Origin of the sequence: Phocaeicola barnesiae DSM 18169 = JCM 13652 (assembly GCF_000374585.1) — a bacterium.
GTDB classification, from domain to species: Bacteria; Bacteroidota; Bacteroidia; order Bacteroidales; family Bacteroidaceae; genus Phocaeicola; species Phocaeicola barnesiae.
Genome location: NZ_KB894657.1, coordinates 22,889 through 44,109, shown reverse-complemented (window position 1 = coordinate 44,109; position 21,221 = coordinate 22,889). Strand labels below are relative to the sequence as shown.

The following is a 21,221-nucleotide window of genomic DNA, read 5'->3' as shown; positions in this document are numbered from 1 at the left end:
ATCGAAATAGGTTATCTGTATTATACTCTTCTTCTTTTCGGAGGACGACAACCGTTGTGCGGCAATGGAGTTACGTCGATGATTTCAGTAACTTCGATTCCAGCTCCGTGTACTGTTCTGATAGCAGATTCACGTCCGTTTCCAGGACCCTTCACGTAAGCTTTCACCTTTCTCAGGCCCAGGTCATACGCTACTTTAGCGCAATCCTGTGCAGCCATCTGTGCTGCATAAGGAGTGTTCTTCTTAGAACCTCTAAATCCCATCTTACCTGCAGAAGACCAAGAAATAATCTGGCCTTCGCTATTTGCCAAAGAAACGATAATGTTGTTGAATGAAGAATGAACGTGCAACTGTCCATTAGCATCAACTTTCACATTTCTTTTTTTAGCTGCGACTGTTTTTTTTGCCATATCAACAATTATTATTTAGTAGCTTTTTTCTTATTTGCAACTGTTTTCTTTCTACCCTTACGTGTACGGGCGTTGTTCTTAGTGCTCTGACCTCTAACCGGCAGACCCAGACGGTGACGAACACCACGGTAGCAACCAATATCCATTAATCGCTTAATGTTCAACTGGATTTCAGAACGAAGATCACCTTCTACTTTATATTCAGCACCAATGATTTCACGAATCTTAGCAGCCTGATCATCAGTCCAATCCTTAACTTTCAAGTCACGATCAACACCTGCTTTATCCAAAATTTTTGCTGAACTGCTGCGTCCGATACCATATACGTATGTCAACGCAATCTCACCTCTCTTATTCTGAGGCAAATCTACACCAACTATTCTTATAGCCATATACTAATTATTTTTTTTGCAAAAATAATAAATTATCCTTGACGTTGTTTATACTTAGGATTTTTCTTGTTAATAACATACAAACGGCCATTACGTCTAACGATTTTGCAATCCGGCGTACGTTTCTTTAATGATGCTCTTACTTTCATATCTCTTATATATCTTTTTATTTATATCTAAAAACGATTCTACCTTTGGACAAGTCGTAGGGTGACATCTCAACCCTTACTTTATCGCCGGGAAGTATTTTGATGTAATGCATTCTCATCTTTCCGGAAATATGGGCTGTAATTTCATGCCCGTTTTCCAATTCCACGCGAAACATTGCATTTGACAATGCTTCAACGATTACTCCATCTTGTTCTATTGCAGATTGCTTTGCCATATCAAATTGCTTTATCTCCTAATACTTGTTCTATAAATTCAAATGATGATAATATATCAGCTTTACCTAAACCTACCGCAACGGTATGTTCGAAATGTGCCGCCATCTTCCGGTCGCGTGTACGTACCGTCCAACGGTCAGCTTCCATCACAATATTGCGATCACCTTGGGTTATCATAGGCTCTATAGCTATGCACATACCTTTCTTCAGCTGTACACCCGAACCTCTTCGACCGTAATTGGGTACCGCCGGTTCTTCATGCATCTCTTTACCGATACCATGACCGACAAATTCCCGAACCACGCCATAAGACTGGGCTTCACAATGCTCCTGAATAGCATAGCCGATATCACCCAAACGTTTACCATGAACAGCTTGTTCTATACCTTTGTAAAGTGCCTCTTTCGTTGTTCGCAAAAGTTTCTTTACTTCTTCATCGACCTCGCCTACACAAAAAGTATATGCGGAATCGCCACAAAAACCATTCATGTATGTTCCGCAATCCACAGAAACGATATCGCCTTCCTTCAACGGGATATCATTAGGGATTCCGTGTACCACCTGTTCGTTGACCGAAGTACAGAGTGTAGCGGGGAACGGTCCACCGTACGGATTCGGAAATCCTTTGAAGGTCGGTGTAGCGCCATGATCCCGGATAAACTCTTCGGCCACCCTATCCAGCTGGCGGGTTGTAACTCCAGGTTTTATCAGTTTAGCGACTTCAGCCAGAGTCATCCCCACCAGGAGATTACTCTGACGAAGCAGCTCTATTTCATCATCTGTCTTAAGAAATATCATTCGAGACATTTTAATAAGCAGCTACATTTGCGGAACGTCCCTTGATGCGTCCGGTACTCAACAAGCCATCGTAATGGCGCATCAGCAAGTGACTTTCAATCTGCTGCAGCGTGTCGAGCACGACACCTACCAAAATCAGCAGTGAAGTACCGCCAAAGAATTGAGCAAACGCATCCTGAACACCGAATATGCCGGCAAAAGCCGGTAAGATAGCAATAATTGCCAAGAAGATTGAACCAGGCAGAGTAATACGAGACATAACTGTATCGATATAATCTGCTGTCGGTTTACCCGGCTTGATACCCGGAATAAAACCGTTGTTTCTCTTCATATCTTCCGCCATCTGATTCGGATTGATCGTTATCGCTGTATAGAAATACGTAAATAAAAGAATCAGGATTGCAAATATTACGTTATACAGGAAACTGGTGTGATCAATCAAAGCACGTGTAATTCCCCCCGCCTCTTCGGCATTGGAGAATCCTACAATAGTAATAGGAATAAACATGATTGCCTGCGCAAAGATGATAGGCATCACGTTGGCAGCATTCACCTTCAACGGGATATACTGTCTGGCACCACCATACTGTTTGTTCCCCACAATACGTTTGGCATATTGTACAGGTATCTTGCGGACGCCCTGCACCAGCATGATTGCTGCTGCAATGACAGCCAACAGGCACACCAGCTCGATGAGGAACATGATGATACCTCCTGCTCCAGGTGAAGCGAGTCGAGATACGAACTCACCGGAGAAAGCCTGCGGAAGACGGGCAATGATACCCACCATGATGATGAGCGAAATACCGTTACCGATACCTTTATCCGTGATTCTTTCACCCAGCCACAGGACAAACATACTACCCGCAGCCAAAATAATGGTAGAAGTAATAATAAAGAAAGTCCAATCTAATGAAGCATTAAGGGCCGGGCCTGCCTGCATTTTCAGGTTAATCAGGTAAGAAGGAGCCTGGAACACCAAAATGATGATAGTCAATATACGTGTATACTGATTGATCTTTCTACGTCCGCTCTCCCCTTCCCGTTGAAGTTTCTGGAAATATGGTACCGCAATTGCCAACAGCTGAATCACGATGGATGCAGAGATGTATGGCATGATACCCAATGCGAAGATTGAAGCATTGGAGAAGGCACCACCAGAGAACATGTTCAACAACGCAAGAAGACCTTCACTAGTCTGTTCATGCAATTTAGACAGCATATCCGGATTGATACCTGGCAACACCACGTATGATCCGAAGCGATAAATTGCAACAAACAATATAGTAATGAGGATCCGTTTTCTCAGATCCTCAATATTCCATATATTCTTTAATGTTTCAATAGATTTAATCATTGAATCAGAGTTTTACTGCATTACCACCAACGGCTTCGATTGCAGCTACCGCACTCTTAGAGAAAGCATTTGCTTCTACGTCGAGTTTGATAGTCAAACCACCGTTGCCTAGAACTTTCACTAATTGGTTAGAAGAGATGAAACCAGCTTCAATCAAGTCATTAACACCTACCTTAGACAGACTCTTGGCTTCAGCCAACTTCTGGATAGTATCCAAGTTAATAGCTTTATATTCTACACGGTTGATATTCTTGAAACCAAATTTCGGAACACGACGCTGGAGAGGCATCTGACCACCTTCGAAACCGATCTTCTTAGAGTAACCAGATCTCTGCTTTGCTCCTTTATGTCCTCTTGTTGAAGTACCACCTAAACCTGAACCGGCACCACGACCAACTCTTTTTCTAGTTTTGACAGAACCTTCTGCAGGACGCAAATTATTCAAATTCATATTGTAAAAAATCTTTAGTATTAACCAACAAATTACTTAACAATCTCAACCAGGTGTTTTACCTTGCTGATCATACCCAGAATCGAAGGAGTTTCTTCGTGTTCAACCACACGATTCAATTTGCGAAGGCCCAGTGCGTCCAACGTTCTCTTCTGGTCAGCCGGAGCGCCGATTCTACTCTTTACTTGTTTGATCTTAATAGTTGACATATTGATTCCTCCTTATCCTCTAAATACTTTTTCCAAACTTACACCTCTATTCTGAGCCACCATGCGAGCATCTCTCATTTCGCTCAGAGCCAGGATTGTAGCCTTAACCAGGTTGTGAGGGTTAGATGAACCCTTAGACTTAGCCAGAACGTCAGTAATACCAACACTTTCCAATACGGCACGCATTGCACCACCGGCTACTACTCCGGTACCGGTTGAAGCCGGTTTGATGAATACTTCAGCGCCACCGAATTTAGCAGACTGTTCGTGAGGAACAGTACCTTTCAATACAGGAACGCGGGTCAGGTTCTTCTTAGCAGCTTCTACACCTTTGGCGATTGCTGCAGTCACTTCACCTGCTTTACCCAGTCCCCAACCGATGATACCATCTTCGTTACCAACAACAACGATTGCAGCGAAGCTGAAAGTTCTACCACCTTTGGTAACTTTAGTAACGCGGTTGATTGCAACCAGTCTATCTTTTAATTCTATATCGTTAGTGATCTTAACTCTATTATTAACTGCCATAATTCATTAAAATTTAAGTCCACCGTTACGAGCAGCATCAGCCACTTCTTTTACTCTCCCATGATACAAGTAACCATTACGGTCGAATACGACAGTCGTAATACCAGCTTCCTGAGCTTTCTTAGCGATCAGTTCACCAACCTTAGCAGCCTGTTCTTTCTTAGGCATAGTTTCCATACCCAGTGAAGAAGCAGCAGCCAATGTTCTACCGCTCAAATCGTCGATAACCTGAACATAAATCTGCTTGTTACTTCTAAACACACTCATACGCGGACGTTCAGCGGTACCTGAAATCTTGTTGCGTACTCTATATTTGATCTTAATTCGTCTTTCAATTTTTGTTGTCATAATTGTACGATTTTATGTGAATTACTTAGCGCCAGCTGATTTACCAGACTTTCTACGAATTTCTTCACCAACAAACTTAATACCTTTTCCTTTGTAAGGTTCAGGCTTACGGAAAGAACGTATTTTTGAACAAACCTGACCGAGCAGCTGTTTGTCACAAGATTCCAATATGATAAGAGGGTTCTTATTTCTTTCTGATTTAGTTTCAACCTTGATTTCAGGAGGCAACTGCATAAAGATATTATGCGTATAACCCAATGCGAAATCAATGATGTTACCATTGTTAGAAGCACGGTAACCAACACCGACAAGTTCCAACTCTTTCTTGTAACCTTCAGAAACACCTACAACCATGTTGTGGATCAAAGCACGATACAAACCATGGAATGCATGACGCTGTTTCAGGTTATCAAGCATAGCATTCTCATTTTCCTTCAACACCACGTGTCCGTCTGCAATCTCTACATCGATAGCAGGATTTACATACTGACTCAACTCACCTTTCGGGCCTTTTACGTTTACTACGTTATCCTTGTGAGTAACTGTTACTCCAGCAGGGATACTAACGGGCAATTTACCTATTCTTGACATAGTTTATCCTCCTACATTAATATACATAGCAAAGAACTTCACCACCGATCTTCAAAGCGGCAGCTTCTTTGTCTGTCATCACACCCTTGGATGTAGATATGATAGCAATACCTAATCCGTTAATTACTCTCGGCATGTCTTTGTAGCCGGTATACTTACGCATACCCGGAGTTGATACTCTGATAAGCTTCTTGATAGCGTTTACCTTATTTACGGCATCGTACTTCAAAGCTACCTTGATAGTACCCTGAGGACCATCTTCAACGAACTTGTAGTTCAGGATGTAACCTTTGTCAAACAGGATTTTTGTAATTTCCTTTTTCAAGTTTGAAGCAGGTACTTCCACCACTCTGTGCTTAGCACTAATTGCATTTCTCAATCTTGTGAGAAAATCTGCGATTGGATCTGTCATATAAATGAATTGTTAAATTAATCAGGACTACCCTGACAATATTTAATAATAAAAGAATTTACCAGCTTGCTTTCTTAACGCCCGGAATCAAACCGTTAGAAGCCATTTCACGGAACTGGATACGTGAGATACCGAACTGACGCATATAACCTTTTGGACGGCCAGTCAGCTTGCAACGGTTATGCAAACGAATCGGATTTGAATTCTTCGGCAGGTCCTGCAGTTTCTGAGCAGCTTCGAAAGCTTCAGCAGGGTCACCGGTATTTACAATCTTCTTCAATGCAGCACGCTTCTCAGCATATTTAGCAACGAGTTTGGCTCTTCTAACTTCACGAGCCTTCATTGATTCTTTTGCCATAACTTATCAATCTTTTTTAGCGTTTTTAAACGGTAAACCGAATTCCTTCAACAGGGCGTAACCTTCTTCGTCAGTCTGAGCAGTAGTCACGAAAGTGATGTTCATACCCAGAATCTTTGTGATAGAATCGATGTTGATTTCAGGGAAGATGATCTGTTCCTGGATACCCAAGGTATAGTTACCTCTACCATCGAACTTGCTTTCGATACCCTTGAAGTCACGGATACGAGGCAGAGCCACACGTACCAGTTTTTCCAGGAATTCGTACATTCTTTCACGACGCAAAGTCACCATTACACCGATCGGCATTTTCTTACGCAACTTGAAGTTAGCGATATCTTTGCGAGATACAGTAGCAACGGCCTTCTGACCTGTGATAGCTGTCAACTCGTTGATGGCTACATCGATGATTTTCTTATCAGCTACAGCCATACCCAAGCCCTGATTGATAACAATCTTCTTGAGTACTGGAATCTGCATAGATGAAGAGTACTGGAACTGATTCTTCAACGCAGGAGCAATGCGCTCTGCATATTCTTTCTTAAGGCTTGCAGTATTACTCATTATTTAATCTCCTCTCCTGATTTTTTAGCATAACGAACAAATGTTCTTCCATCAGCACTTTCTCTTCTACCTACACGGGTCGGTTTTCCTGTCTTCGGGTCTACCGGATTCAGGTTTGAAATGTGAATCGGAGCTTCCTGCTTCACGATACCACCCTGAGGGTTCTTAGCGCTCGGTTTGGTACTCTTAGATACCATGTTGATACCTTCTACCAATGCACGTCCTTCTTTAACAAGAACTTTCAATACGCGGCCAGTCTTACCTTTGTCCTCGCCTGAGTTTACGTAAACTGTATCGCCTTTCTTAATATGTAATTTACTCATTACTTAAATCTTTTACAAAATTAAAGTACTTCAGGTGCCAGTGAAACGACCTTCATGTTAGCGTTACGCAATTCACGAGCAACCGGGCCAAAGATACGACTTCCTCTAATTTCACCTGCATTGTTCAGCAACACGCAAGCATTGTCATCAAAACGAATGTAAGAGCCGTCAGCACGACGGATTTCTTTCTTAGTACGTACAATCAAGGCCTTTGATACTGCACCTTTTTTAATATCACTTGAGGGGATAACACTCTTTATTGAAACTACAATAACATCCCCAACAGAGGCATAGCGTCTCTTTGTACCGCCTAAAACGCGAATACAAAGAGCCTCTTTTGCACCACTGTTGTCACATACTGTAAGTCTGGATTCTGCTTGTATCATAATTACTTAGCTCTTTCAACAATTTCAATCAATCTCCATCTCTTGGTTTTGCTCAAAGGACGAGTTTCCATGATACGTACAGTATCGCCGACCTGGCATTCGTTCTTTTCGTCATGAGCATGGTACTTTTTCGTTTTAGAAACGAACTTACCATAAATAGGGTGTTTTTCCTTGAACTTAGCAGCAACAGTAATGGTCTTATCCATCTTGTTGCTTACTACAACACCTGTTCTTTCTTTTCTTAAATTTCTAGCTTCCATCAGGACCATTATTATTTGTTAAGTTCTCTCTGACGCAATTCAGTCTTCATTCGTGCAATAGTTCTGCGCAGGTTCTTAATCTGAGCAGGATTCTCCAGCGGAGAAATCGAATGATTCAACACCATCTGATTGTAATTGGCTTCCTCAGTCTGGATTCTTTCAGCCAATTCGTTGGTAGCTATTTCTCTAATTTCTGCAATCTTCATATCTCAATCAAGCGTTTTGACTTGCGTCGTAATCACGTCTAACAATAAACTTAGTTGTAACAGGAAGTTTCTGTGCGGCCAAGCGCAAAGCTTCCTTTGCAATATCGAAAGATACACCTTCAACTTCGATCAGAATACGACCCGGAGTTACAGGAGCTACGAAACCTTCCGGACTACCTTTACCTTTACCCATACGTACATCAGCAGGCTTGCGAGTAATCGGTTTATCCGGGAAAATGCGAATCCAAATCTGTCCCTGACGCTGCATATATCTTGTTACAGCAATACGAGCTGCCTCAATCTGACGACCGGTGATCCATTTAGTCTGTAAAGACTTGATACCGAATGAACCGAAGGCCAACTGATGACCTCTCTGGGCGTTTCCTTTAGCGCTACCTTTCTGCTGTCTTCTGAATTTTGTCTTTTTCGGTTGTAACATAATTCCTAAAATTCAAATTCGTTAGCGATTGTTGTTTTTCTTTCTGCGGAAATTCTTTCCACCGTTGTTGTTATTGCCGTTGCGGCCGCTTTCCTTCGTCTGAACGAAGTTCGGAGCCAGTTCACGTTTGCCGTAAACTTCACCGCGGCAGATCCATACCTTGATACCCAGCAGACCAACCTTAGTCAGCGCTTCGGTATGACAGTAGTCGATATCAGCACGGAATGTGTGCAGCGGAGTACGTCCTTCCTTATACATTTCAGAGCGAGCCATTTCAGCACCGTTCAGACGGCCTGAAATCAGCACCTTGATACCTTCAGCACCCATACGCATCGTGTTTGCGATGGCCATCTTGATAGCACGGCGGTAAGCAATCTTGCCTTCTACCTGGCGAGCGATGTTGTTCGCTACGATGACAGCATCAAGTTCCGGTCTCTTCACTTCGAAGATGTTGATCTGGATGTCTTTGTCGGTGATCTTCTTCAACTCTTCCTTCAACTTGTCAACTTCCTGACCACCTTTACCAATGATAATACCCGGGCGAGCAGTACATACTGTAATGGTCACCAATTTCAGAGTACGTTCAATTACAATTCGTGAAACGCTGGCTTTTGCAAGTCTGGCATTCAGATATTTACGGATTTTGCTGTCTTCTACCAAAGCATCACCATAGTTCTTGCCACCGTACCAGTTAGAATCCCATCCTCTGATAATTCCTAAACGGTTGCTTATCGGATTAACTTTCTGTCCCATCTAGTCTTAAATTTTATCATTAGTATTCTTAGAATCTACGAACAAAGTCACATGGTTTGAGCGCTTGCGAATTCTGTAACCTCTACCCTGTGGAGCCGGTCTCATTCTTTTCAAGGTTGCTCCCCCGTCAACATAAATCTTTGTTACAAACAGTTCGCCGTCTTCAGCTTTGCGTTCGTTCTTCTGTTCCCAGTTAGCAATAGCAGAGCGTAACAGTTTTTCCACTCTTGCAGAAGCTTCCTTAGAAGAAAACTTCAGTACACCAAGTGCTCTGTTCACTTCCATACCGCGAATCATGTCAGCCACGAGACGCATCTTACGCGGAGAAGTAGGCACATTTTGCAATTTTGCAAAATACATGGTTTTAAGGGCTTCTTTTCTCTTTTCAGCCGATATTTTTTTTCTTGCTCCCATTATTTATTACTTTATTATTTCAAATAGGTTTCCTGTCATTATTTTTTCTTGTTACCTGCATGGCCGCGGAATGTACGGGTCGGGGCAAATTCACCCAACTTGTGTCCTACCATGTTTTCTGTAACATAAACAGGAATAAATTTGTTACCGTTGTGAACTGCAATTGTATGCCCTACGAAGTCAGGCGAAATCATTGAAGCTCGAGCCCAAGTCTTAACAACTGATTTCTTGCCGCTTTCATTCATAGCCAGCACCTTATTTTCCAGTTTTACATTAATATATGGACCTTTTTTTAATGAACGACTCATAATTTACTCAATTAATCAGTTATTACTTTCTTCTCTCGATAATATATTTAGAAGACTGTTTCTTAGGTGCTCTTGTCTTCAAGCCCTTAGCATACAAACCTGTACGTGATCTCGGGTGTCCTCCAGACTGACGACCTTCACCACCACCCATCGGGTGATCAACTGGGTTCATTACGACACCACGGTTGTGAGGACGACGTCCTAACCAGCGAGAGCGACCTGCTTTACCTGATGCTTCCAGAGCGTGGTCTGAGTTACCTACGCTACCGATTGTAGCTTTACAAGCACTTAAAATCTGTCTTACTTCACCTGAAGGCAATTTGATGACACAATACTTACCTTCGCGAGAGGTCAACTGAGCAAAGTTACCAGCCGATCTAACCAAAGCAGCACCCTGGCCCGGACGCAATTCGATGTTGTGAATTACAGTACCGACCGGAATGTTTTCAAGCGGAAGTGCGTTACCAATCTCAGGCGCCGCATTCGCTCCAGACATCAATGTGCTGCCTACCTGCAGTCCATTAGGAGCAATGATATATCTCTTTTCACCATCAGCGTAGAACAACAGAGCGATACGAGCCGAACGGTTCGGATCGTATTCGATTGTCTTAACCACTGCTGGAACACCGTCTTTATTTCTCTTGAAATCGATCATACGGAATTTTCTCTTGTGACCACCGCCGATATAGCGCATTGTCATCTTACCTACATGGTTACGACCACCTGTAGAACGCTTTCCATATACAAGAGATTTTTCTGGTACCGATGCAGTAATTTCTTCAAAAGTACCAATAATTTTGTGTCTCTGCCCCGGTGTTGTGGGCTTAAATTTACGTACTGCCATCTTCTATTTAAATATTGCTATAAAAATCAATAGTATCGCCTTCCTTCAATGTTACGATTGCTTTCTTGTAAGCGTTTGTACGACCATTGATCAGGCCAGATTTAGTATAACGGCTCTTGTTCTTGCCAGCGTAACGCATGGTGTTCACTTCAAGAACTGTCACGTTATACAAAGCTTCGATTTCACTCTTAATTTCTAATTTGTTAGCGTTAGGACGAACAACGAATCCGAAACGGTTTGATTTTTCAGAGATTCCTGTCATCTTTTCGGTAACTAACGGTTTGATTATGATTCCCATATTACTTCGCCTCCTTTAATCATTTAACTAAGGTTTCCTCGATAGCTTTCAATGCGTTCTCTGTAACAACAAGAGTTTCTGCGTTCAATACAGCATATGTATTCAGCGCAGAAGCAATGGTAACATTTGTACGCTCTAAGTTACGAGCAGACAAATATACGTTTTTATTAGCTTCCGGCAAAACCATAAGCAGCTTTTTACCAGCTACTTTAAGATTATTCACAACATTTACGAAATCTTTAGTCTTAGGAGCTTCGAAAGTGAAGTCTTCTACTACTACGATGCTGTTTGCCTGAGCTTTGTAAGACAAAGCAGACTTACGTGCCAACGCTTTTACCTTCTTGTTCAATTTGAACCAATAGTCACGTGGTTTAGGACCGAAAACACGGGCACCACCTACCAATACCGGTGAGTTGATGTCACCACGACGTGCACCACCTCCACCTTTCTGGCGGCCTAATTTACGAGTAGAACCACTGATTTCGCTTCTTTCCTTTGACTTGTGAGTTCCCTGGCGCTGATTAGCCATAAACTGCTTTACAGCCAGATAGATAGCGTGGTCATTCGGTTCGATTCCGAAGATAGCTTCATTCAAAGAAACCTTTCTTCCAGTATCCTCACCTTTGATATTTAATACGTTAACTTCCATTATTTCTCAATTATTACGATTGAACCTTTGCAACCCGGAACAGAACCCTTGATCAACAGCAGGTTGTGTTCAGGAATTACTTTTAATACCTGTAAGTTATGAGTAGTCACTCTGTCACCACCCATCTGGCCGCCCATGCGCATTCCCTTGAATACTTTGGCCGGATAAGAACAAGCACCGATAGAACCCGGCTTACGGGCACGGTTGTGCTGACCGTGAGTAGTCTGACCTACACCACCGAAACCATGGCGTTTTACAACACCCTGGAAACCTTTACCCTTAGAAGTTCCGATAACGTCTACATAAGCAGCATCGTTGAACAGTTCTACAGTGATGGTATCACCTAAATTCAATTCTTCTGAGAAATCTTTGAACTCGGCCAAGTGTCTCTTTGGAGTTACTCCGGCTTTCTTAAAGTGTCCCATCAACGGTTTGGTAGTATGCTTTTCCTTCTTGTCCTGGAAACCTACCTGAACTGCAGCATAACCATCCTTTTCTACACTCTTGATCTGAGTAACTACACAAGGACCAGCTTCGATAACAGTGCATGGTACATTCTTACCATCAGCACTGAAAACGGATGTCATTCCGATTTTCTTTCCTAATAATCCTGGCATTTCAGTTAATTTTTAAATTCATTAAACTTTAATTTCTACTTCTACTCCACTCGGCAATTCCAATTTCATCAAAGCATCTACTGTCTTGGCAGTTGAGCTATAGATGTCAATCAGACGCTTGTAAGAAGACAATTCGAACTGTTCACGAGACTTCTTGTTTACGAAAGTTGAACGGTTCACTGTGAAAATACGCTTGTGAGTTGGCAATGGAATCGGGCCGCTCACGATAGCACCTGTAGCCTTCACGGTTCTTACAATCTTTTCTGCTGACTTGTCTACCAAGTTGTGATCGTAAGATTTCAGTTTAATTCTGATTTTCTGACTCATTCTTTGTTTTTATTTATATTGATGATTAAATATAGAAGAGGAAGAAGCATGAGGGCTAAGAGTCATTCGCTAGCCCTCATCAGCTTCTGCCTGTATGTTTTAAAAGTGGGTTAGACCAAGTCTACACGTCCCTTCACTTCTTCAAGCACAGTCTTGGCGATAGAAGAAGATACCTGAGCGTGGTGATCGTATGTCATAGAAGAAGTAGCACGACCAGAAGTGATGGTACGCAATGCAGTTACGTAACCGAACATTTCTGCCAGCGGAACCATTGCCTTCACGATGCGGGCACCTGAACGGCTTGATTCCATACCTTCAACCTGACCACGACGCTTGTTCAAGTCACCGATAACGTCACCCATGTTTTCTTCCGGAGTAACAACTTCCAGCTTCATGATAGGTTCCATCAAAACAGGTCCTGCCTTGGCACAAGCGTTCTTGTAAGCCTGGATAGCACAGATTTCGAATGACAACTGGTCAGAGTCTACCGGGTGGAATGAACCATCCTTCAACACAACCTTCAGTGAATCGAGCGGGAAGCCGGCCAATACACCGTTCTTCATAGCTGTCTGGAAACCTTTCTGTACAGAAGGAATGAATTCCTTAGGTACGTTACCACCCTTCACTTCGTCAATGAACTGCAGACCACCCTGCTTGAAGTCATCGTCAACCGGGCCGATGGTTACGATGATGTCGGCGAACTTACCGCGACCACCAGACTGTTTCTTGTAAACTTCACGCAATTCAACGGTCTTCGTGATAGCTTCCTTGTAGTTAACCTGCGGACGACCCTGGTTACATTCAACCTTGAACTCACGTTTCAGACGGTCGATGATGATATCCAAGTGAAGCTCACCCATACCAGAGATGACTGTCTGACCAGTCTGTTCGTCAGTCTTCACAGTAAATGTCGGGTCTTCTTCAGCCAGCTTAGCCAAACCGTTAGACAGCTTGTCCAAGTCTTTCTGAGTCTTCGGCTCTACTGCGATACCGATAACCGGTTCCGGGAAGTCCATAGATTCCAATACGATCGGAGCTGTTTCGTCACACAGTGTATCACCTGTACGGATATCCTTGAAACCAACACCTGCACCGATATCACCTGCACTGATTACTTCAACCGGGTTCTGTTTGTTAGAATGCATCTGGAACAAACGAGATACACGTTCTTTCTTACCAGAACGAGAGTTGTAGATATATGAACCGGCTTCTACCTTACCAGAGTAAACACGGAAGAAAGTCAGACGGCCTACATACGGGTCAGTAGCAATCTTGAACGCCAAAGCAGAAGTCTTTTCGTCTTCATCCGGTTTACGGTCTTCTTCAGCACCTGTTGTCGGGTTGGTACCGATGATGTTCGGAGTATCCAGCGGAGAAGGCAAGAAAGCACATACATAGTCCAACAGAGTCTGTACACCTTTGTTCTTGAATGAAGAACCGCACAACATCGGAACGATTTCCATCTTCAGTGTACCGGCACGCAATGCACGCATCACTTCTTCTTCAGTGATAGTAGAAGGATCGTCGAAGTATTTCTCCATCAGAGCTTCGTCGAACTCAGCTACCTTTTCCAGCATCTTGTCTCTCCATTCGTTGGCTTCGTCTACCAGATTAGCCGGGATTTCTTCAACATCGTAGTCAGCACCCATGGTTTCATCGTGCCACAGGATAGCTTTCATCTTGATCAGGTCAACTACACCCTTGAAGTTTTCTTCAGCACCGATAGGAATAACAACCGGACATGGGTTAGCGCCCAGAACGTCTTTCATCTGACGTACTACTTCGAAGAAGTCAGCACCTGAACGGTCCATTTTGTTTACGTAACCGATACGAGGTACATTGTACTTGTCAGCCTGACGCCATACAGTTTCTGACTGCGGTTCTACACCACCTACTGCACAGTAAGTAGCGACAGCACCGTCCAATACACGCAGTGAACGTTCTACCTCAGCGGTAAAGTCAACGTGTCCCGGAGTGTCAATCAAGTTAATTTTATACTTGTTACCCGCATAGTTCCAGTAAGTAGTGGTAGCAGCTGAAGTAATAGTGATACCACGTTCCTGCTCCTGTTCCATCCAGTCCATAGTAGCAGCACCATCGTGTACCTCACCGATTTTGTGAGTCAGACCGGTGTAAAACAAGATACGTTCAGAAGTAGTTGTCTTACCAGCATCGATGTGCGCCATGATACCGATGTTACGGGTCAAATGCAAATCATGTTTAGCCATTTTATTTCCTAGTTAAAATTAATACTTGATTAGAATCTGAAGTGAGCGAAAGCACGGTTAGCTTCAGCCATACGGTGCATATCTTCCTTACGTTTGAAAGCACCACCCTGTTCGTTGTATGCATCAAGGATTTCAGCAGCCAGCTTGTCAGCCATTGACTTGCCGCCACGTTTGCGGGCGAAAGCGATCAAGTTCTTCATTGAAATTGACTCTTTACGGTCCGGACGAATTTCAGTAGGAACCTGGAAAGTAGCACCACCGATACGGCGAGATTTTACTTCCAGCTGCGGAGTTACGTTATCTAAGGCTTTTTTCCAAACTTCCAAAGCTGATTTTTCTTCAGCCGGCAACTTGGTTTCAACTGTTTTCAGCGCGTTGTAGAAGATTTCGTAAGAAGTGTTCTTCTTTCCATCATACATCAGATGGTTAACGAATTTAGAAACCTTCTGATCGTTGAATACTGGATCCGGAAGGATCACACGTTTTTTTGGTTTTGCTTTTCTCATTTTGTTTGATAATAATGTTTAGTTTGGGGCTGCATTTCTGTTTTCTTCAACACCTCCTCTGAGGTATTTACTCAACCTTTAAGCTTTTTCCAACAAACCAAAACGAATTAATAAAAGTCTTTGTCTTAAGGATTGTACTCAGCTAGGATTTATTTCTTTCCTTTACCTTTTGCTGCAGGAGCTGCCTGTCCTGGTTTCGGGCGCTTAGCACCGTATTTAGAACGTCTCTGTGTACGACCTGCTACACCGGCTGTATCCAATGTACCGCGTACGATGTGATAACGTACACCCGGAAGGTCTTTCACACGACCACCACGTACCAATACGATTGAGTGTTCCTGCAAGTTGTGGCCTTCTCCCGGGATGTATGAGTTCACTTCCTTAGAGTTTGTCAGACGCACACGAGCAACTTTACGCATTGCTGAGTTCGGTTTCTTCGGAGTTGTAGTGTAAACACGTACGCAAACGCCACGTCTCTGAGGACATGAATCCAGCGCCGGAGATTTACTCTTCTCAACCAAAACCGTTCTTCCTTTTCTTACTAATTGTTGAATAGTAGGCATTTTGTTTGATTTTTAATTATTATATATATTGTTTATTGTTTTTCCAATCCTAGCTGAAAACTACACTTTTCGGGCTGCAAAATTACAAATAACTTTTTAATAAACAAATTGTTTATACAATAAAAAATTTCGGCTTTCAGTTTTTTTGTAGAAAAGACATTCACATAGCCTCTTCTGTCTCATGGGATATTACAAAACCGACTTCCGGCTGCCGGTTACAGCCCATTCTTCGGCCTCGCTGACAACTTTCGTGACCTCTGCCGAAGAAACTCACATTTAAAAAAACGAACGGACGTCTTTCCATGAACGAACGTTCGTTTTCATCCATACGTCCGGTCGTTTGGCATCAGACATCCGTTCGTTTTTGATGGCCAGCCAGCAATAACAGAAACGTCCCGACAGAATACATCTGCCGGGACGCCTGTTCCGTTTATCTTCAATCATCAATTAAGCTTCACCTTTGAAATCGCTCAACGGCGGAACAAAAGTCTTGCTGCCGTTCTGCTGCTGCATTTCTTCCGGCATACGGATAGTACCCATTGCCTGTTCGTAACGGTTTACATTATCCTGCAACGCATACATCAAGCGTTTTGCGTGCTCCGGAGTCATGACGATACGAGACTGTACACCTGCCTTCGGTAATCCCGGCATGATACGTACAAAATCGATAATGAATTCTGATGTAGAATGAGTGATGATTGCCAAGTTAGCATAAGTACCCTGTGCTACCTCATCCTTCAGCTCAATCTGAAGCTGGTTATTGTTGTTTTCGTTTTCCATGATAAGTTTAATTATTTAAATGAATACATTATTGTTTGTGGAAGCAAAAGTAAAGAAAAAAATGAATCTACCGAACAGAATCCTGAAAAAGTGTCCACAAATTCTTTTTCGGCATCGGACAAAAAAATTGCCTCCATCCCCTCCTCCACCGGAGAACCGGAAGAAAGACGGATGAAGGCAATCTTATCGGGAGACCCGAAGCAGACGGATTATTCTACTTCACTATAGTCTAATACATTCTTCTTATTGGCCAGAATGCGGTCGTATTCTTCTTTCGAACCTACCACAATCTTTTCGTATTCACGCTGTCCGGTACCGGCAGGAATCAAGTGACCACAGATCACATTTTCCTTCATACCTTCCAACTTATCGACCTTACCGTTGATAGCGGCTTCGTTCAATACCTTGGTAGTTTCCTGGAAGGATGCAGCCGACATGAAGCTGGATGTCTGCAATGCGGCACGGGTAATACCTTGCAGAATCTGAGTAGAAGTAGCCGGAACGGCGTCACGTACCTCTACCAGTTTCATGTCACGACGTTTCAACATACTGTTTTCGTCGCGCAGCTTACGGGCAGTAACAATCTGACCCGGCTGCAGATTCTGTGAATCACCGGCATCGACTACCACCTTCTTACCCCAGATACGGTCGTTCTCTTCGTTGAATTCCAGACGGTCTACTACCTGCTGTTCCAGGAAGCGAGTATCACCCGGTTCATCAATCTGAACTTTACGCATCATCTGACGTACGATGATTTCAAAGTGCTTGTCGTTGATCTTCACACCCTGCAGACGGTATACGTCCTGAATTTCGTTCACGATGTATTCCTGTACGGCAGTAGGACCCTTGATGGCCAGGATATCGGCCGGAGTGATGGCACCGTCGGACAACGGAGTACCGGCACGTACATAGTCGTTCTCCTGAACCAGGATCTGCTTAGACAACGCTACCAGATACTTACGCACCTCACCGGTCTTCGAAGTAACGATGATTTCACGGTTACCGCGTTTAATCTTACCCATGATGACTTCACCATCGATTTCGGAAACCACTGCCGGGTTAGACGGGTTACGGGCTTCGAACAGCTCGGTTACACGCGGAAGACCACCGGTGATATCGCCCGCCTTACCTACGGCACGCGGAATCTTCACCAGGATGTCACCGGCCTTCACTGTCTGCTTGTCTTCTACCACTACGTGACCACCTACCGGCAAGTTATACGTACGGATGATACCGCCGTTCTCGTCGAGGATGTGCAGTGACGGAATCTTGTTCTTATCCTTCGATTCAGTGATGATGATTTCACGCAGACCGGTTGCTTCATCGGATTCTACCTTATAGGTAACGTTCTCGATTACCGATTCGAAATCAATCTTACCAGATGCTTCAGTAACGATAACGGCATTGAACGGGTCCCATTTAGCAATCAGCTTACCCTTTTCTACCACTTCACCGTCTGAGGCATACAACTTAGAACCGTAAGGTACGTTGTGTGTAGAAAGGATGATACCTGTATTCACATCAACGAAACGGACTTCGGCCAAACGACCTACCACAACCTTAACCGGTTCGCCTGTTTCTTCGATGGCATCAACGGTACGGAGTTCTTCAAATTCCAGACGGGCATCGTTCTTGGCAACAATGCTGGCATTGGCAGCCATGTTACCCGCGATACCACCGGCGTGGAATGTACGCAGTGTCAACTGAGTACCCGGTTCACCGATAGACTGGGCAGCGATTACGCCGACAGCCTCACCTTTCTGAACCATCCGGCTGGTAGCCAGGTTACGTCCGTAACACTTGGCACATACACCCTTCTTCGATTCACAAGTCAATACCGAACGGATTTCTACGCTTTCAATCGGAGATTTTTCGATTTCCTCGGCAATGCTTTCAGTAATTTCTTCACCGGCTGCAACAATCAGCTTGCCTGTAGTCGGATGAATAATATCATGTACGGATACACGTCCCAAAATACGTTCGTACAGTGTAGCAATGACTTCATCGTTATTCTTCAGAGCTGTACAAACCAGACCACGCAATGTACCGCAGTCTTCTTCGTTGATGATGACATCGTGTGAAACGTCTACCAATCGACGAGTCAAGTATCCGGCATCGGCAGTCTTCAACGCGGTATCGGCCAAACCTTTACGGGCACCGTGGGTAGAGATAAAGTACTCCAACACAGACAGACCTTCCTTAAAGTTAGAAAGAATCGGGTTTTCAATGATCTGTGCACCTTCGGCACCGGCTTTCTGCGGCTTCGCCATCAAACCACGCATACCAGACAACTGACGGATCTGTTCCTTAGAACCACGGGCTCCGGAATCCAGCATCATGAATACTGAGTTGAATCCCTGGTCGTCATTCTTGATGGTCTTATACAGAATATCAGACAAGTCACTGTTGACGTGTGTCCATGTATCAATAACCTGGTTGTAACGTTCGTTGTCGGTGATGAAACCCATGTTATAGTTCATCATAATCTGTTCGATTTCCTCGTTACCACGTTTTACCAGTTCTTCCTTTTCCTTCGGGATGATGATATCGCCCAAGTTGAATGACAGACCACCTTCGAATGCTTTCTTGTAACCCAAGTTCTTGATACCATCCAGGAACTCGCAAGCACGAGCCACACCGACTGTCTTGATAACGTCGCTGATGATATCGCGCAGAGATTTCTTAGAAATAATGGTATTCAGATAACCGCATTCATCCGGAACCAGCTCGTTCACGATGATACGACCTACAGAAGTCTCTTTAATCATCTTCTTGACGATGTTACCGTTTTCATCCAGATCGTTTGTCAAGACACTGATGATGGCATGGATATCTACCTTACCTTCGTTGTAGGCAATCAGCGCTTCTTCCGGTCCGTAGAAAATCAAGCCTTCACCTTTGGCACCCTTACGGAGTTTGGTGATGTAATACAATCCCAATACCATATCCTGTGCAGGCACTGTAATAGGAGCACCGTTGGCAGGGTTCAAAATATTATGTGACTGAAGCATCAGCATCTGAGCTTCAAGAACAGCTTCATTACTCAAAGGCAAGTGAACCGCCATCTGGTCACCGTCGAAGTCGGCATTGAACGCCGTACATGCCAACGGGTGCAGCTGGATAGCCTTACCTTCAATCATCTTCGGCTGGAAAGCCTGGATACCCAGACGGTGCAGTGTCGGAGCACGGTTCAACAATACCGGATGACCTTTCATCACGTGTTCCAGGATATCCCAGATAACAGCTTCCTTACGGTCTACAATCTTCTTGGCTGACTTAACGGTCTTCACGATACCACGTTCAATCAGCTTACGGATGATGAACGGTTTGTAAAGTTCGGCAGCCATGAGTTTCGGAATACCGCATTCGCCCATCTTCAGTTCCGGACCAACGACGATAACCGAACGTGCAGAATAGTCGACACGCTTACCCAACAGGTTCTGACGGAAACGTCCTTGCTTACCTTTCAAACTGTCTGAAAGAGATTTCAACGGACGATTGGCATCAGTCTTCACTGCGCTTGACTTACGTGAGTTATCGAACAGTGAATCGACTGCTTCCTGAAGCATACGCTTTTCGTTACGCAGAATCACTTCCGGAGCCTTGATTTCAATCAGTCGTTTCAGACGGTTGTTACGGATAATCACACGACGGTAAAGGTCATTCAAGTCGGAAGTCGCGAAACGGCCACCATCCAGCGGAACCAACGGACGAAGTTCAGGCGGAATAACCGGTACAATACGCACAATCATCCACTCCGGTTTATTACGTCCACGTGAAGCACGGAAAGATTCCACTACCTGCAGACGCTTCAGCGCTTCATTCTTACGCTGCTGAGAAGAATCGTTGTTTGCCTTGTGACGGAGTTCATAAGACAGGGCATCCAGATCCAGACCTACCAGCAGGTCATAGATAGCTTCTGCTCCCATCTTGGCAATAAACTTGTTCGGATCAGAATCCTCCAGGAACTGATTGTCTTTCGGCAATGACTCCAATGCATCGAGGTATTCTTCTTCCGACAACAAATCGTATTTCTTCAAGCCATCTTCAGCCTTTACACCCGGCTGGATGACTACATAACGTTCATAATAGATAATTGCATCAAGTTTCTTTGTCGGCAAGCCCAGCAGATAACCGATCTTGTTCGGCAAAGAACGGAAATACCAGATATGCGCTACCGGCACTACCAGCTGGATATGACCGCTACGTTCACGACGTACTTTCTTTTCAGTCACTTCCACACCGCATCGGTCGCAGACGATACCTTTGTAACGGATACGTTTGTACTTACCGCAGTGGCACTCGTAGTCTTTTACCGGTCCGAAGATACGTTCACAGAACAAACCGTCACGTTCCGGTTTATAAGTACGGTAGTTGATGGTTTCCGGTTTCAACACTTCACCGTAGGAGTTCTCCAGAATCTCTTCAGGCGATGCCAGACCGATCGTAATCTTCGAGAAATTACTCTTTATCTTAGTATCTTTTCTAAAAGCCATACTTTATATTGATATGTAAT

Annotated in this window: 32 protein-coding genes; all 32 read right to left on the bottom strand. The window is 43.9% G+C overall.

All coding sequences use genetic code 11. The annotated features are described in order from the left end of the window. Window positions 1-20: 20 nt before the first annotated feature. Window positions 21-410 carry a 30S ribosomal protein S11 gene (rpsK, locus tag C510_RS0113365; RefSeq protein ID WP_007567382.1) on the bottom strand — a complete coding sequence of 130 codons (390 nt, stop codon included), beginning with the start codon at window positions 408-410 and terminating at the stop codon, window positions 21-23. 11 nt (window positions 411-421) lie between these two features. Next, entirely contained in the window at window positions 422-802 is a 381-nt protein-coding gene (gene rpsM / locus C510_RS0113360; protein WP_007559362.1) for a 30S ribosomal protein S13, read from the bottom strand. 32 nt (window positions 803-834) lie between these two features. Next, a complete protein-coding gene (ykgO, locus tag C510_RS17230; protein ID WP_013617983.1) occupies window positions 835-951 on the bottom strand; it encodes a type B 50S ribosomal protein L36 in 117 nt (38 codons plus the stop codon). Between the two features lie 17 nt (window positions 952-968). Next, window positions 969-1,187, bottom strand: a complete 219-nt coding sequence (infA, locus tag C510_RS0113355) for a translation initiation factor IF-1 (RefSeq protein WP_002558052.1) — start codon at window positions 1,185-1,187, stop codon at window positions 969-971. A gap of 1 nt (window position 1,188) precedes the next feature. Continuing rightward, the gene (gene map, locus C510_RS0113350) at window positions 1,189-1,986 is read right to left on the bottom strand and encodes a type I methionyl aminopeptidase (protein ID WP_025892826.1); all 798 of its coding nucleotides are present in this window, start codon (window positions 1,984-1,986) and stop codon (window positions 1,189-1,191) included. 10 nt (window positions 1,987-1,996) lie between these two features. Continuing rightward, on the bottom strand, window positions 1,997-3,343 hold the full coding sequence (secY, locus tag C510_RS0113345; RefSeq protein WP_018711791.1) for a preprotein translocase subunit SecY: 1,347 nt from the start codon (window positions 3,341-3,343) through the stop codon (window positions 1,997-1,999). 4 nt (window positions 3,344-3,347) lie between these two features. After that, a complete protein-coding gene (gene rplO, locus C510_RS0113340) occupies window positions 3,348-3,794 on the bottom strand; it encodes a 50S ribosomal protein L15 (RefSeq protein ID WP_026320228.1) in 447 nt (148 codons plus the stop codon). Window positions 3,795-3,826: 32 nt separating this feature from the next. Beyond that, entirely contained in the window at window positions 3,827-4,003 is a 177-nt protein-coding gene (gene rpmD / locus C510_RS0113335; protein ID WP_018711789.1) for a 50S ribosomal protein L30, read from the bottom strand. 12 nt (window positions 4,004-4,015) lie between these two features. Further along, window positions 4,016-4,531, bottom strand: a complete 516-nt coding sequence (gene rpsE / locus C510_RS0113330; protein ID WP_018711788.1) for a 30S ribosomal protein S5 — start codon at window positions 4,529-4,531, stop codon at window positions 4,016-4,018. 6 nt (window positions 4,532-4,537) lie between these two features. After that, on the bottom strand, window positions 4,538-4,879 hold the full coding sequence (gene rplR / locus C510_RS0113325; protein ID WP_025892829.1) for a 50S ribosomal protein L18: 342 nt from the start codon (window positions 4,877-4,879) through the stop codon (window positions 4,538-4,540). Between the two features lie 21 nt (window positions 4,880-4,900). Further along, window positions 4,901-5,470: a 50S ribosomal protein L6 gene (gene rplF / locus C510_RS0113320; protein ID WP_025892830.1), complete on the bottom strand. Its 570-nt coding sequence runs from the start codon at window positions 5,468-5,470 to the stop codon at window positions 4,901-4,903. A gap of 16 nt (window positions 5,471-5,486) precedes the next feature. After that, on the bottom strand, window positions 5,487-5,882 hold the full coding sequence (gene rpsH, locus C510_RS0113315; RefSeq protein ID WP_025892832.1) for a 30S ribosomal protein S8: 396 nt from the start codon (window positions 5,880-5,882) through the stop codon (window positions 5,487-5,489). Window positions 5,883-5,940: 58 nt separating this feature from the next. Then, window positions 5,941-6,240, bottom strand: a complete 300-nt coding sequence (gene rpsN / locus C510_RS0113310) for a 30S ribosomal protein S14 (protein ID WP_018711784.1) — start codon at window positions 6,238-6,240, stop codon at window positions 5,941-5,943. Window positions 6,241-6,246: 6 nt separating this feature from the next. Then, a complete protein-coding gene (rplE, locus tag C510_RS0113305; RefSeq protein ID WP_018711783.1) occupies window positions 6,247-6,804 on the bottom strand; it encodes a 50S ribosomal protein L5 in 558 nt (185 codons plus the stop codon). After that, window positions 6,804-7,127: a 50S ribosomal protein L24 gene (gene rplX, locus C510_RS0113300; RefSeq protein WP_018711782.1), complete on the bottom strand. Its 324-nt coding sequence runs from the start codon at window positions 7,125-7,127 to the stop codon at window positions 6,804-6,806. The genes rplE and rplX overlap by 1 nt, the downstream gene beginning before the upstream one ends. Before the next feature lie 20 nt (window positions 7,128-7,147). Beyond that, on the bottom strand, window positions 7,148-7,513 hold the full coding sequence (rplN, locus tag C510_RS0113295; protein ID WP_007559377.1) for a 50S ribosomal protein L14: 366 nt from the start codon (window positions 7,511-7,513) through the stop codon (window positions 7,148-7,150). Window positions 7,514-7,515: 2 nt separating this feature from the next. Continuing rightward, on the bottom strand, window positions 7,516-7,773 hold the full coding sequence (gene rpsQ / locus C510_RS0113290) for a 30S ribosomal protein S17 (RefSeq protein ID WP_025892833.1): 258 nt from the start codon (window positions 7,771-7,773) through the stop codon (window positions 7,516-7,518). Between the two features lie 11 nt (window positions 7,774-7,784). After that, window positions 7,785-7,979 carry a 50S ribosomal protein L29 gene (gene rpmC, locus C510_RS0113285; protein WP_018711780.1) on the bottom strand — a complete coding sequence of 65 codons (195 nt, stop codon included), beginning with the start codon at window positions 7,977-7,979 and terminating at the stop codon, window positions 7,785-7,787. Window positions 7,980-7,986: 7 nt separating this feature from the next. After that, a complete protein-coding gene (gene rplP, locus C510_RS0113280) occupies window positions 7,987-8,418 on the bottom strand; it encodes a 50S ribosomal protein L16 (protein WP_018711779.1) in 432 nt (143 codons plus the stop codon). Between the two features lie 21 nt (window positions 8,419-8,439). Next, window positions 8,440-9,171 (bottom strand): 30S ribosomal protein S3, encoded by a 732-nt coding sequence (gene rpsC / locus C510_RS0113275; protein WP_018711778.1) that lies wholly within the window; start codon window positions 9,169-9,171, stop codon window positions 8,440-8,442. A gap of 6 nt (window positions 9,172-9,177) precedes the next feature. Continuing rightward, window positions 9,178-9,585, bottom strand: a complete 408-nt coding sequence (gene rplV / locus C510_RS0113270; RefSeq protein ID WP_018711777.1) for a 50S ribosomal protein L22 — start codon at window positions 9,583-9,585, stop codon at window positions 9,178-9,180. A gap of 38 nt (window positions 9,586-9,623) precedes the next feature. Then, window positions 9,624-9,893: a 30S ribosomal protein S19 gene (gene rpsS / locus C510_RS0113265; protein WP_007559385.1), complete on the bottom strand. Its 270-nt coding sequence runs from the start codon at window positions 9,891-9,893 to the stop codon at window positions 9,624-9,626. Window positions 9,894-9,915: 22 nt separating this feature from the next. After that, on the bottom strand, window positions 9,916-10,737 hold the full coding sequence (gene rplB, locus C510_RS0113260) for a 50S ribosomal protein L2 (RefSeq protein WP_018711776.1): 822 nt from the start codon (window positions 10,735-10,737) through the stop codon (window positions 9,916-9,918). Window positions 10,738-10,744: 7 nt separating this feature from the next. After that, window positions 10,745-11,035, bottom strand: a complete 291-nt coding sequence (gene rplW, locus C510_RS0113255) for a 50S ribosomal protein L23 (protein WP_018711775.1) — start codon at window positions 11,033-11,035, stop codon at window positions 10,745-10,747. A 19-nt stretch (window positions 11,036-11,054) separates the two neighbouring features. Continuing rightward, on the bottom strand, window positions 11,055-11,684 hold the full coding sequence (gene rplD, locus C510_RS0113250; protein ID WP_018711774.1) for a 50S ribosomal protein L4: 630 nt from the start codon (window positions 11,682-11,684) through the stop codon (window positions 11,055-11,057). After that, window positions 11,684-12,301, bottom strand: a complete 618-nt coding sequence (gene rplC, locus C510_RS0113245; RefSeq protein WP_025892834.1) for a 50S ribosomal protein L3 — start codon at window positions 12,299-12,301, stop codon at window positions 11,684-11,686. The genes rplD and rplC overlap by 1 nt, the downstream gene beginning before the upstream one ends. Before the next feature lie 21 nt (window positions 12,302-12,322). Further along, complete coding sequence (gene rpsJ, locus C510_RS0113240; protein ID WP_002558075.1) at window positions 12,323-12,628, bottom strand: 30S ribosomal protein S10; 306 nt, start codon at window positions 12,626-12,628, stop codon at window positions 12,323-12,325. A 110-nt stretch (window positions 12,629-12,738) separates the two neighbouring features. After that, entirely contained in the window at window positions 12,739-14,856 is a 2,118-nt protein-coding gene (gene fusA, locus C510_RS0113235) for an elongation factor G (RefSeq protein ID WP_018711772.1), read from the bottom strand. 29 nt (window positions 14,857-14,885) lie between these two features. Beyond that, complete coding sequence (gene rpsG / locus C510_RS0113230) at window positions 14,886-15,362, bottom strand: 30S ribosomal protein S7 (RefSeq protein WP_025892835.1); 477 nt, start codon at window positions 15,360-15,362, stop codon at window positions 14,886-14,888. A 149-nt stretch (window positions 15,363-15,511) separates the two neighbouring features. Continuing rightward, window positions 15,512-15,925 (bottom strand): 30S ribosomal protein S12, encoded by a 414-nt coding sequence (gene rpsL, locus C510_RS0113225; protein WP_025892837.1) that lies wholly within the window; start codon window positions 15,923-15,925, stop codon window positions 15,512-15,514. A 447-nt stretch (window positions 15,926-16,372) separates the two neighbouring features. Continuing rightward, window positions 16,373-16,705: a DUF3467 domain-containing protein gene (locus tag C510_RS0113210; RefSeq protein WP_018711767.1), complete on the bottom strand. Its 333-nt coding sequence runs from the start codon at window positions 16,703-16,705 to the stop codon at window positions 16,373-16,375. Between the two features lie 209 nt (window positions 16,706-16,914). Next, window positions 16,915-21,201 (bottom strand): DNA-directed RNA polymerase subunit beta', encoded by a 4,287-nt coding sequence (rpoC, locus tag C510_RS0113205; protein ID WP_018711766.1) that lies wholly within the window; start codon window positions 21,199-21,201, stop codon window positions 16,915-16,917. Between the last annotated feature and the right edge of the window lie 20 nt (window positions 21,202-21,221).

Excerpts from the sequence above, each read along its gene's own strand:
- rpmD (WP_018711789.1), bottom strand. The coding sequence starts at position 4,003 with ATGTCAACTATTAAGATCAAACAAGTAAAGAGTAGAATCGGCGCTCCG.
- rplP (WP_018711779.1), bottom strand. The coding sequence starts at position 8,418 with ATGTTACAACCGAAAAAGACAAAATTCAGAAGACAGCAGAAAGGTAGC.
- map (WP_025892826.1), bottom strand. The coding sequence starts at position 1,986 with ATGATATTTCTTAAGACAGATGATGAAATAGAGCTGCTTCGTCAGAGT.
- rplW (WP_018711775.1), bottom strand. The coding sequence starts at position 11,035 with ATGGGAATCATAATCAAACCGTTAGTTACCGAAAAGATGACAGGAATC.
- rpsQ (WP_025892833.1), bottom strand. The coding sequence starts at position 7,773 with ATGGAAGCTAGAAATTTAAGAAAAGAAAGAACAGGTGTTGTAGTAAGC.
- C510_RS0113210 (WP_018711767.1), bottom strand. The coding sequence starts at position 16,705 with ATGGAAAACGAAAACAACAATAACCAGCTTCAGATTGAGCTGAAGGAT.
- rpmC (WP_018711780.1), bottom strand. The coding sequence starts at position 7,979 with ATGAAGATTGCAGAAATTAGAGAAATAGCTACCAACGAATTGGCTGAA.
- rplB (WP_018711776.1), bottom strand. The coding sequence starts at position 10,737 with ATGGCAGTACGTAAATTTAAGCCCACAACACCGGGGCAGAGACACAAA.
- rpsJ (WP_002558075.1), bottom strand. The coding sequence starts at position 12,628 with ATGAGTCAGAAAATCAGAATTAAACTGAAATCTTACGATCACAACTTG.
- rplE (WP_018711783.1), bottom strand. The coding sequence starts at position 6,804 with ATGAGTAATACTGCAAGCCTTAAGAAAGAATATGCAGAGCGCATTGCT.
- infA (WP_002558052.1), bottom strand. The coding sequence starts at position 1,187 with ATGGCAAAGCAATCTGCAATAGAACAAGATGGAGTAATCGTTGAAGCA.
- rpsM (WP_007559362.1), bottom strand. The coding sequence starts at position 802 with ATGGCTATAAGAATAGTTGGTGTAGATTTGCCTCAGAATAAGAGAGGT.
- rpsG (WP_025892835.1), bottom strand. The coding sequence starts at position 15,362 with ATGAGAAAAGCAAAACCAAAAAAACGTGTGATCCTTCCGGATCCAGTA.
- fusA (WP_018711772.1), bottom strand. The coding sequence starts at position 14,856 with ATGGCTAAACATGATTTGCATTTGACCCGTAACATCGGTATCATGGCG.
- rpsH (WP_025892832.1), bottom strand. The coding sequence starts at position 5,882 with ATGACAGATCCAATCGCAGATTTTCTCACAAGATTGAGAAATGCAATT.
- rpsN (WP_018711784.1), bottom strand. The coding sequence starts at position 6,240 with ATGGCAAAAGAATCAATGAAGGCTCGTGAAGTTAGAAGAGCCAAACTC.
- rplX (WP_018711782.1), bottom strand. The coding sequence starts at position 7,127 with ATGAGTAAATTACATATTAAGAAAGGCGATACAGTTTACGTAAACTCA.
- rpsE (WP_018711788.1), bottom strand. The coding sequence starts at position 4,531 with ATGGCAGTTAATAATAGAGTTAAGATCACTAACGATATAGAATTAAAA.
- ykgO (WP_013617983.1), bottom strand. The coding sequence starts at position 951 with ATGAAAGTAAGAGCATCATTAAAGAAACGTACGCCGGATTGCAAAATC.
- rpoC (WP_018711766.1), bottom strand. The coding sequence starts at position 21,201 with ATGGCTTTTAGAAAAGATACTAAGATAAAGAGTAATTTCTCGAAGATT.
- rpsS (WP_007559385.1), bottom strand. The coding sequence starts at position 9,893 with ATGAGTCGTTCATTAAAAAAAGGTCCATATATTAATGTAAAACTGGAA.
- rplV (WP_018711777.1), bottom strand. The coding sequence starts at position 9,585 with ATGGGAGCAAGAAAAAAAATATCGGCTGAAAAGAGAAAAGAAGCCCTT.
- rpsK (WP_007567382.1), bottom strand. The coding sequence starts at position 410 with ATGGCAAAAAAAACAGTCGCAGCTAAAAAAAGAAATGTGAAAGTTGAT.
- rpsL (WP_025892837.1), bottom strand. The coding sequence starts at position 15,925 with ATGCCTACTATTCAACAATTAGTAAGAAAAGGAAGAACGGTTTTGGTT.
- rpsC (WP_018711778.1), bottom strand. The coding sequence starts at position 9,171 with ATGGGACAGAAAGTTAATCCGATAAGCAACCGTTTAGGAATTATCAGA.
- rplF (WP_025892830.1), bottom strand. The coding sequence starts at position 5,470 with ATGTCAAGAATAGGTAAATTGCCCGTTAGTATCCCTGCTGGAGTAACA.
- rplD (WP_018711774.1), bottom strand. The coding sequence starts at position 11,684 with ATGGAAGTTAACGTATTAAATATCAAAGGTGAGGATACTGGAAGAAAG.
- rplN (WP_007559377.1), bottom strand. The coding sequence starts at position 7,513 with ATGATACAAGCAGAATCCAGACTTACAGTATGTGACAACAGTGGTGCA.
- rplR (WP_025892829.1), bottom strand. The coding sequence starts at position 4,879 with ATGACAACAAAAATTGAAAGACGAATTAAGATCAAATATAGAGTACGC.
- secY (WP_018711791.1), bottom strand. The coding sequence starts at position 3,343 with ATGATTAAATCTATTGAAACATTAAAGAATATATGGAATATTGAGGAT.
- rplO (WP_026320228.1), bottom strand. The coding sequence starts at position 3,794 with ATGAATTTGAATAATTTGCGTCCTGCAGAAGGTTCTGTCAAAACTAGA.
- rplC (WP_025892834.1), bottom strand. The coding sequence starts at position 12,301 with ATGCCAGGATTATTAGGAAAGAAAATCGGAATGACATCCGTTTTCAGT.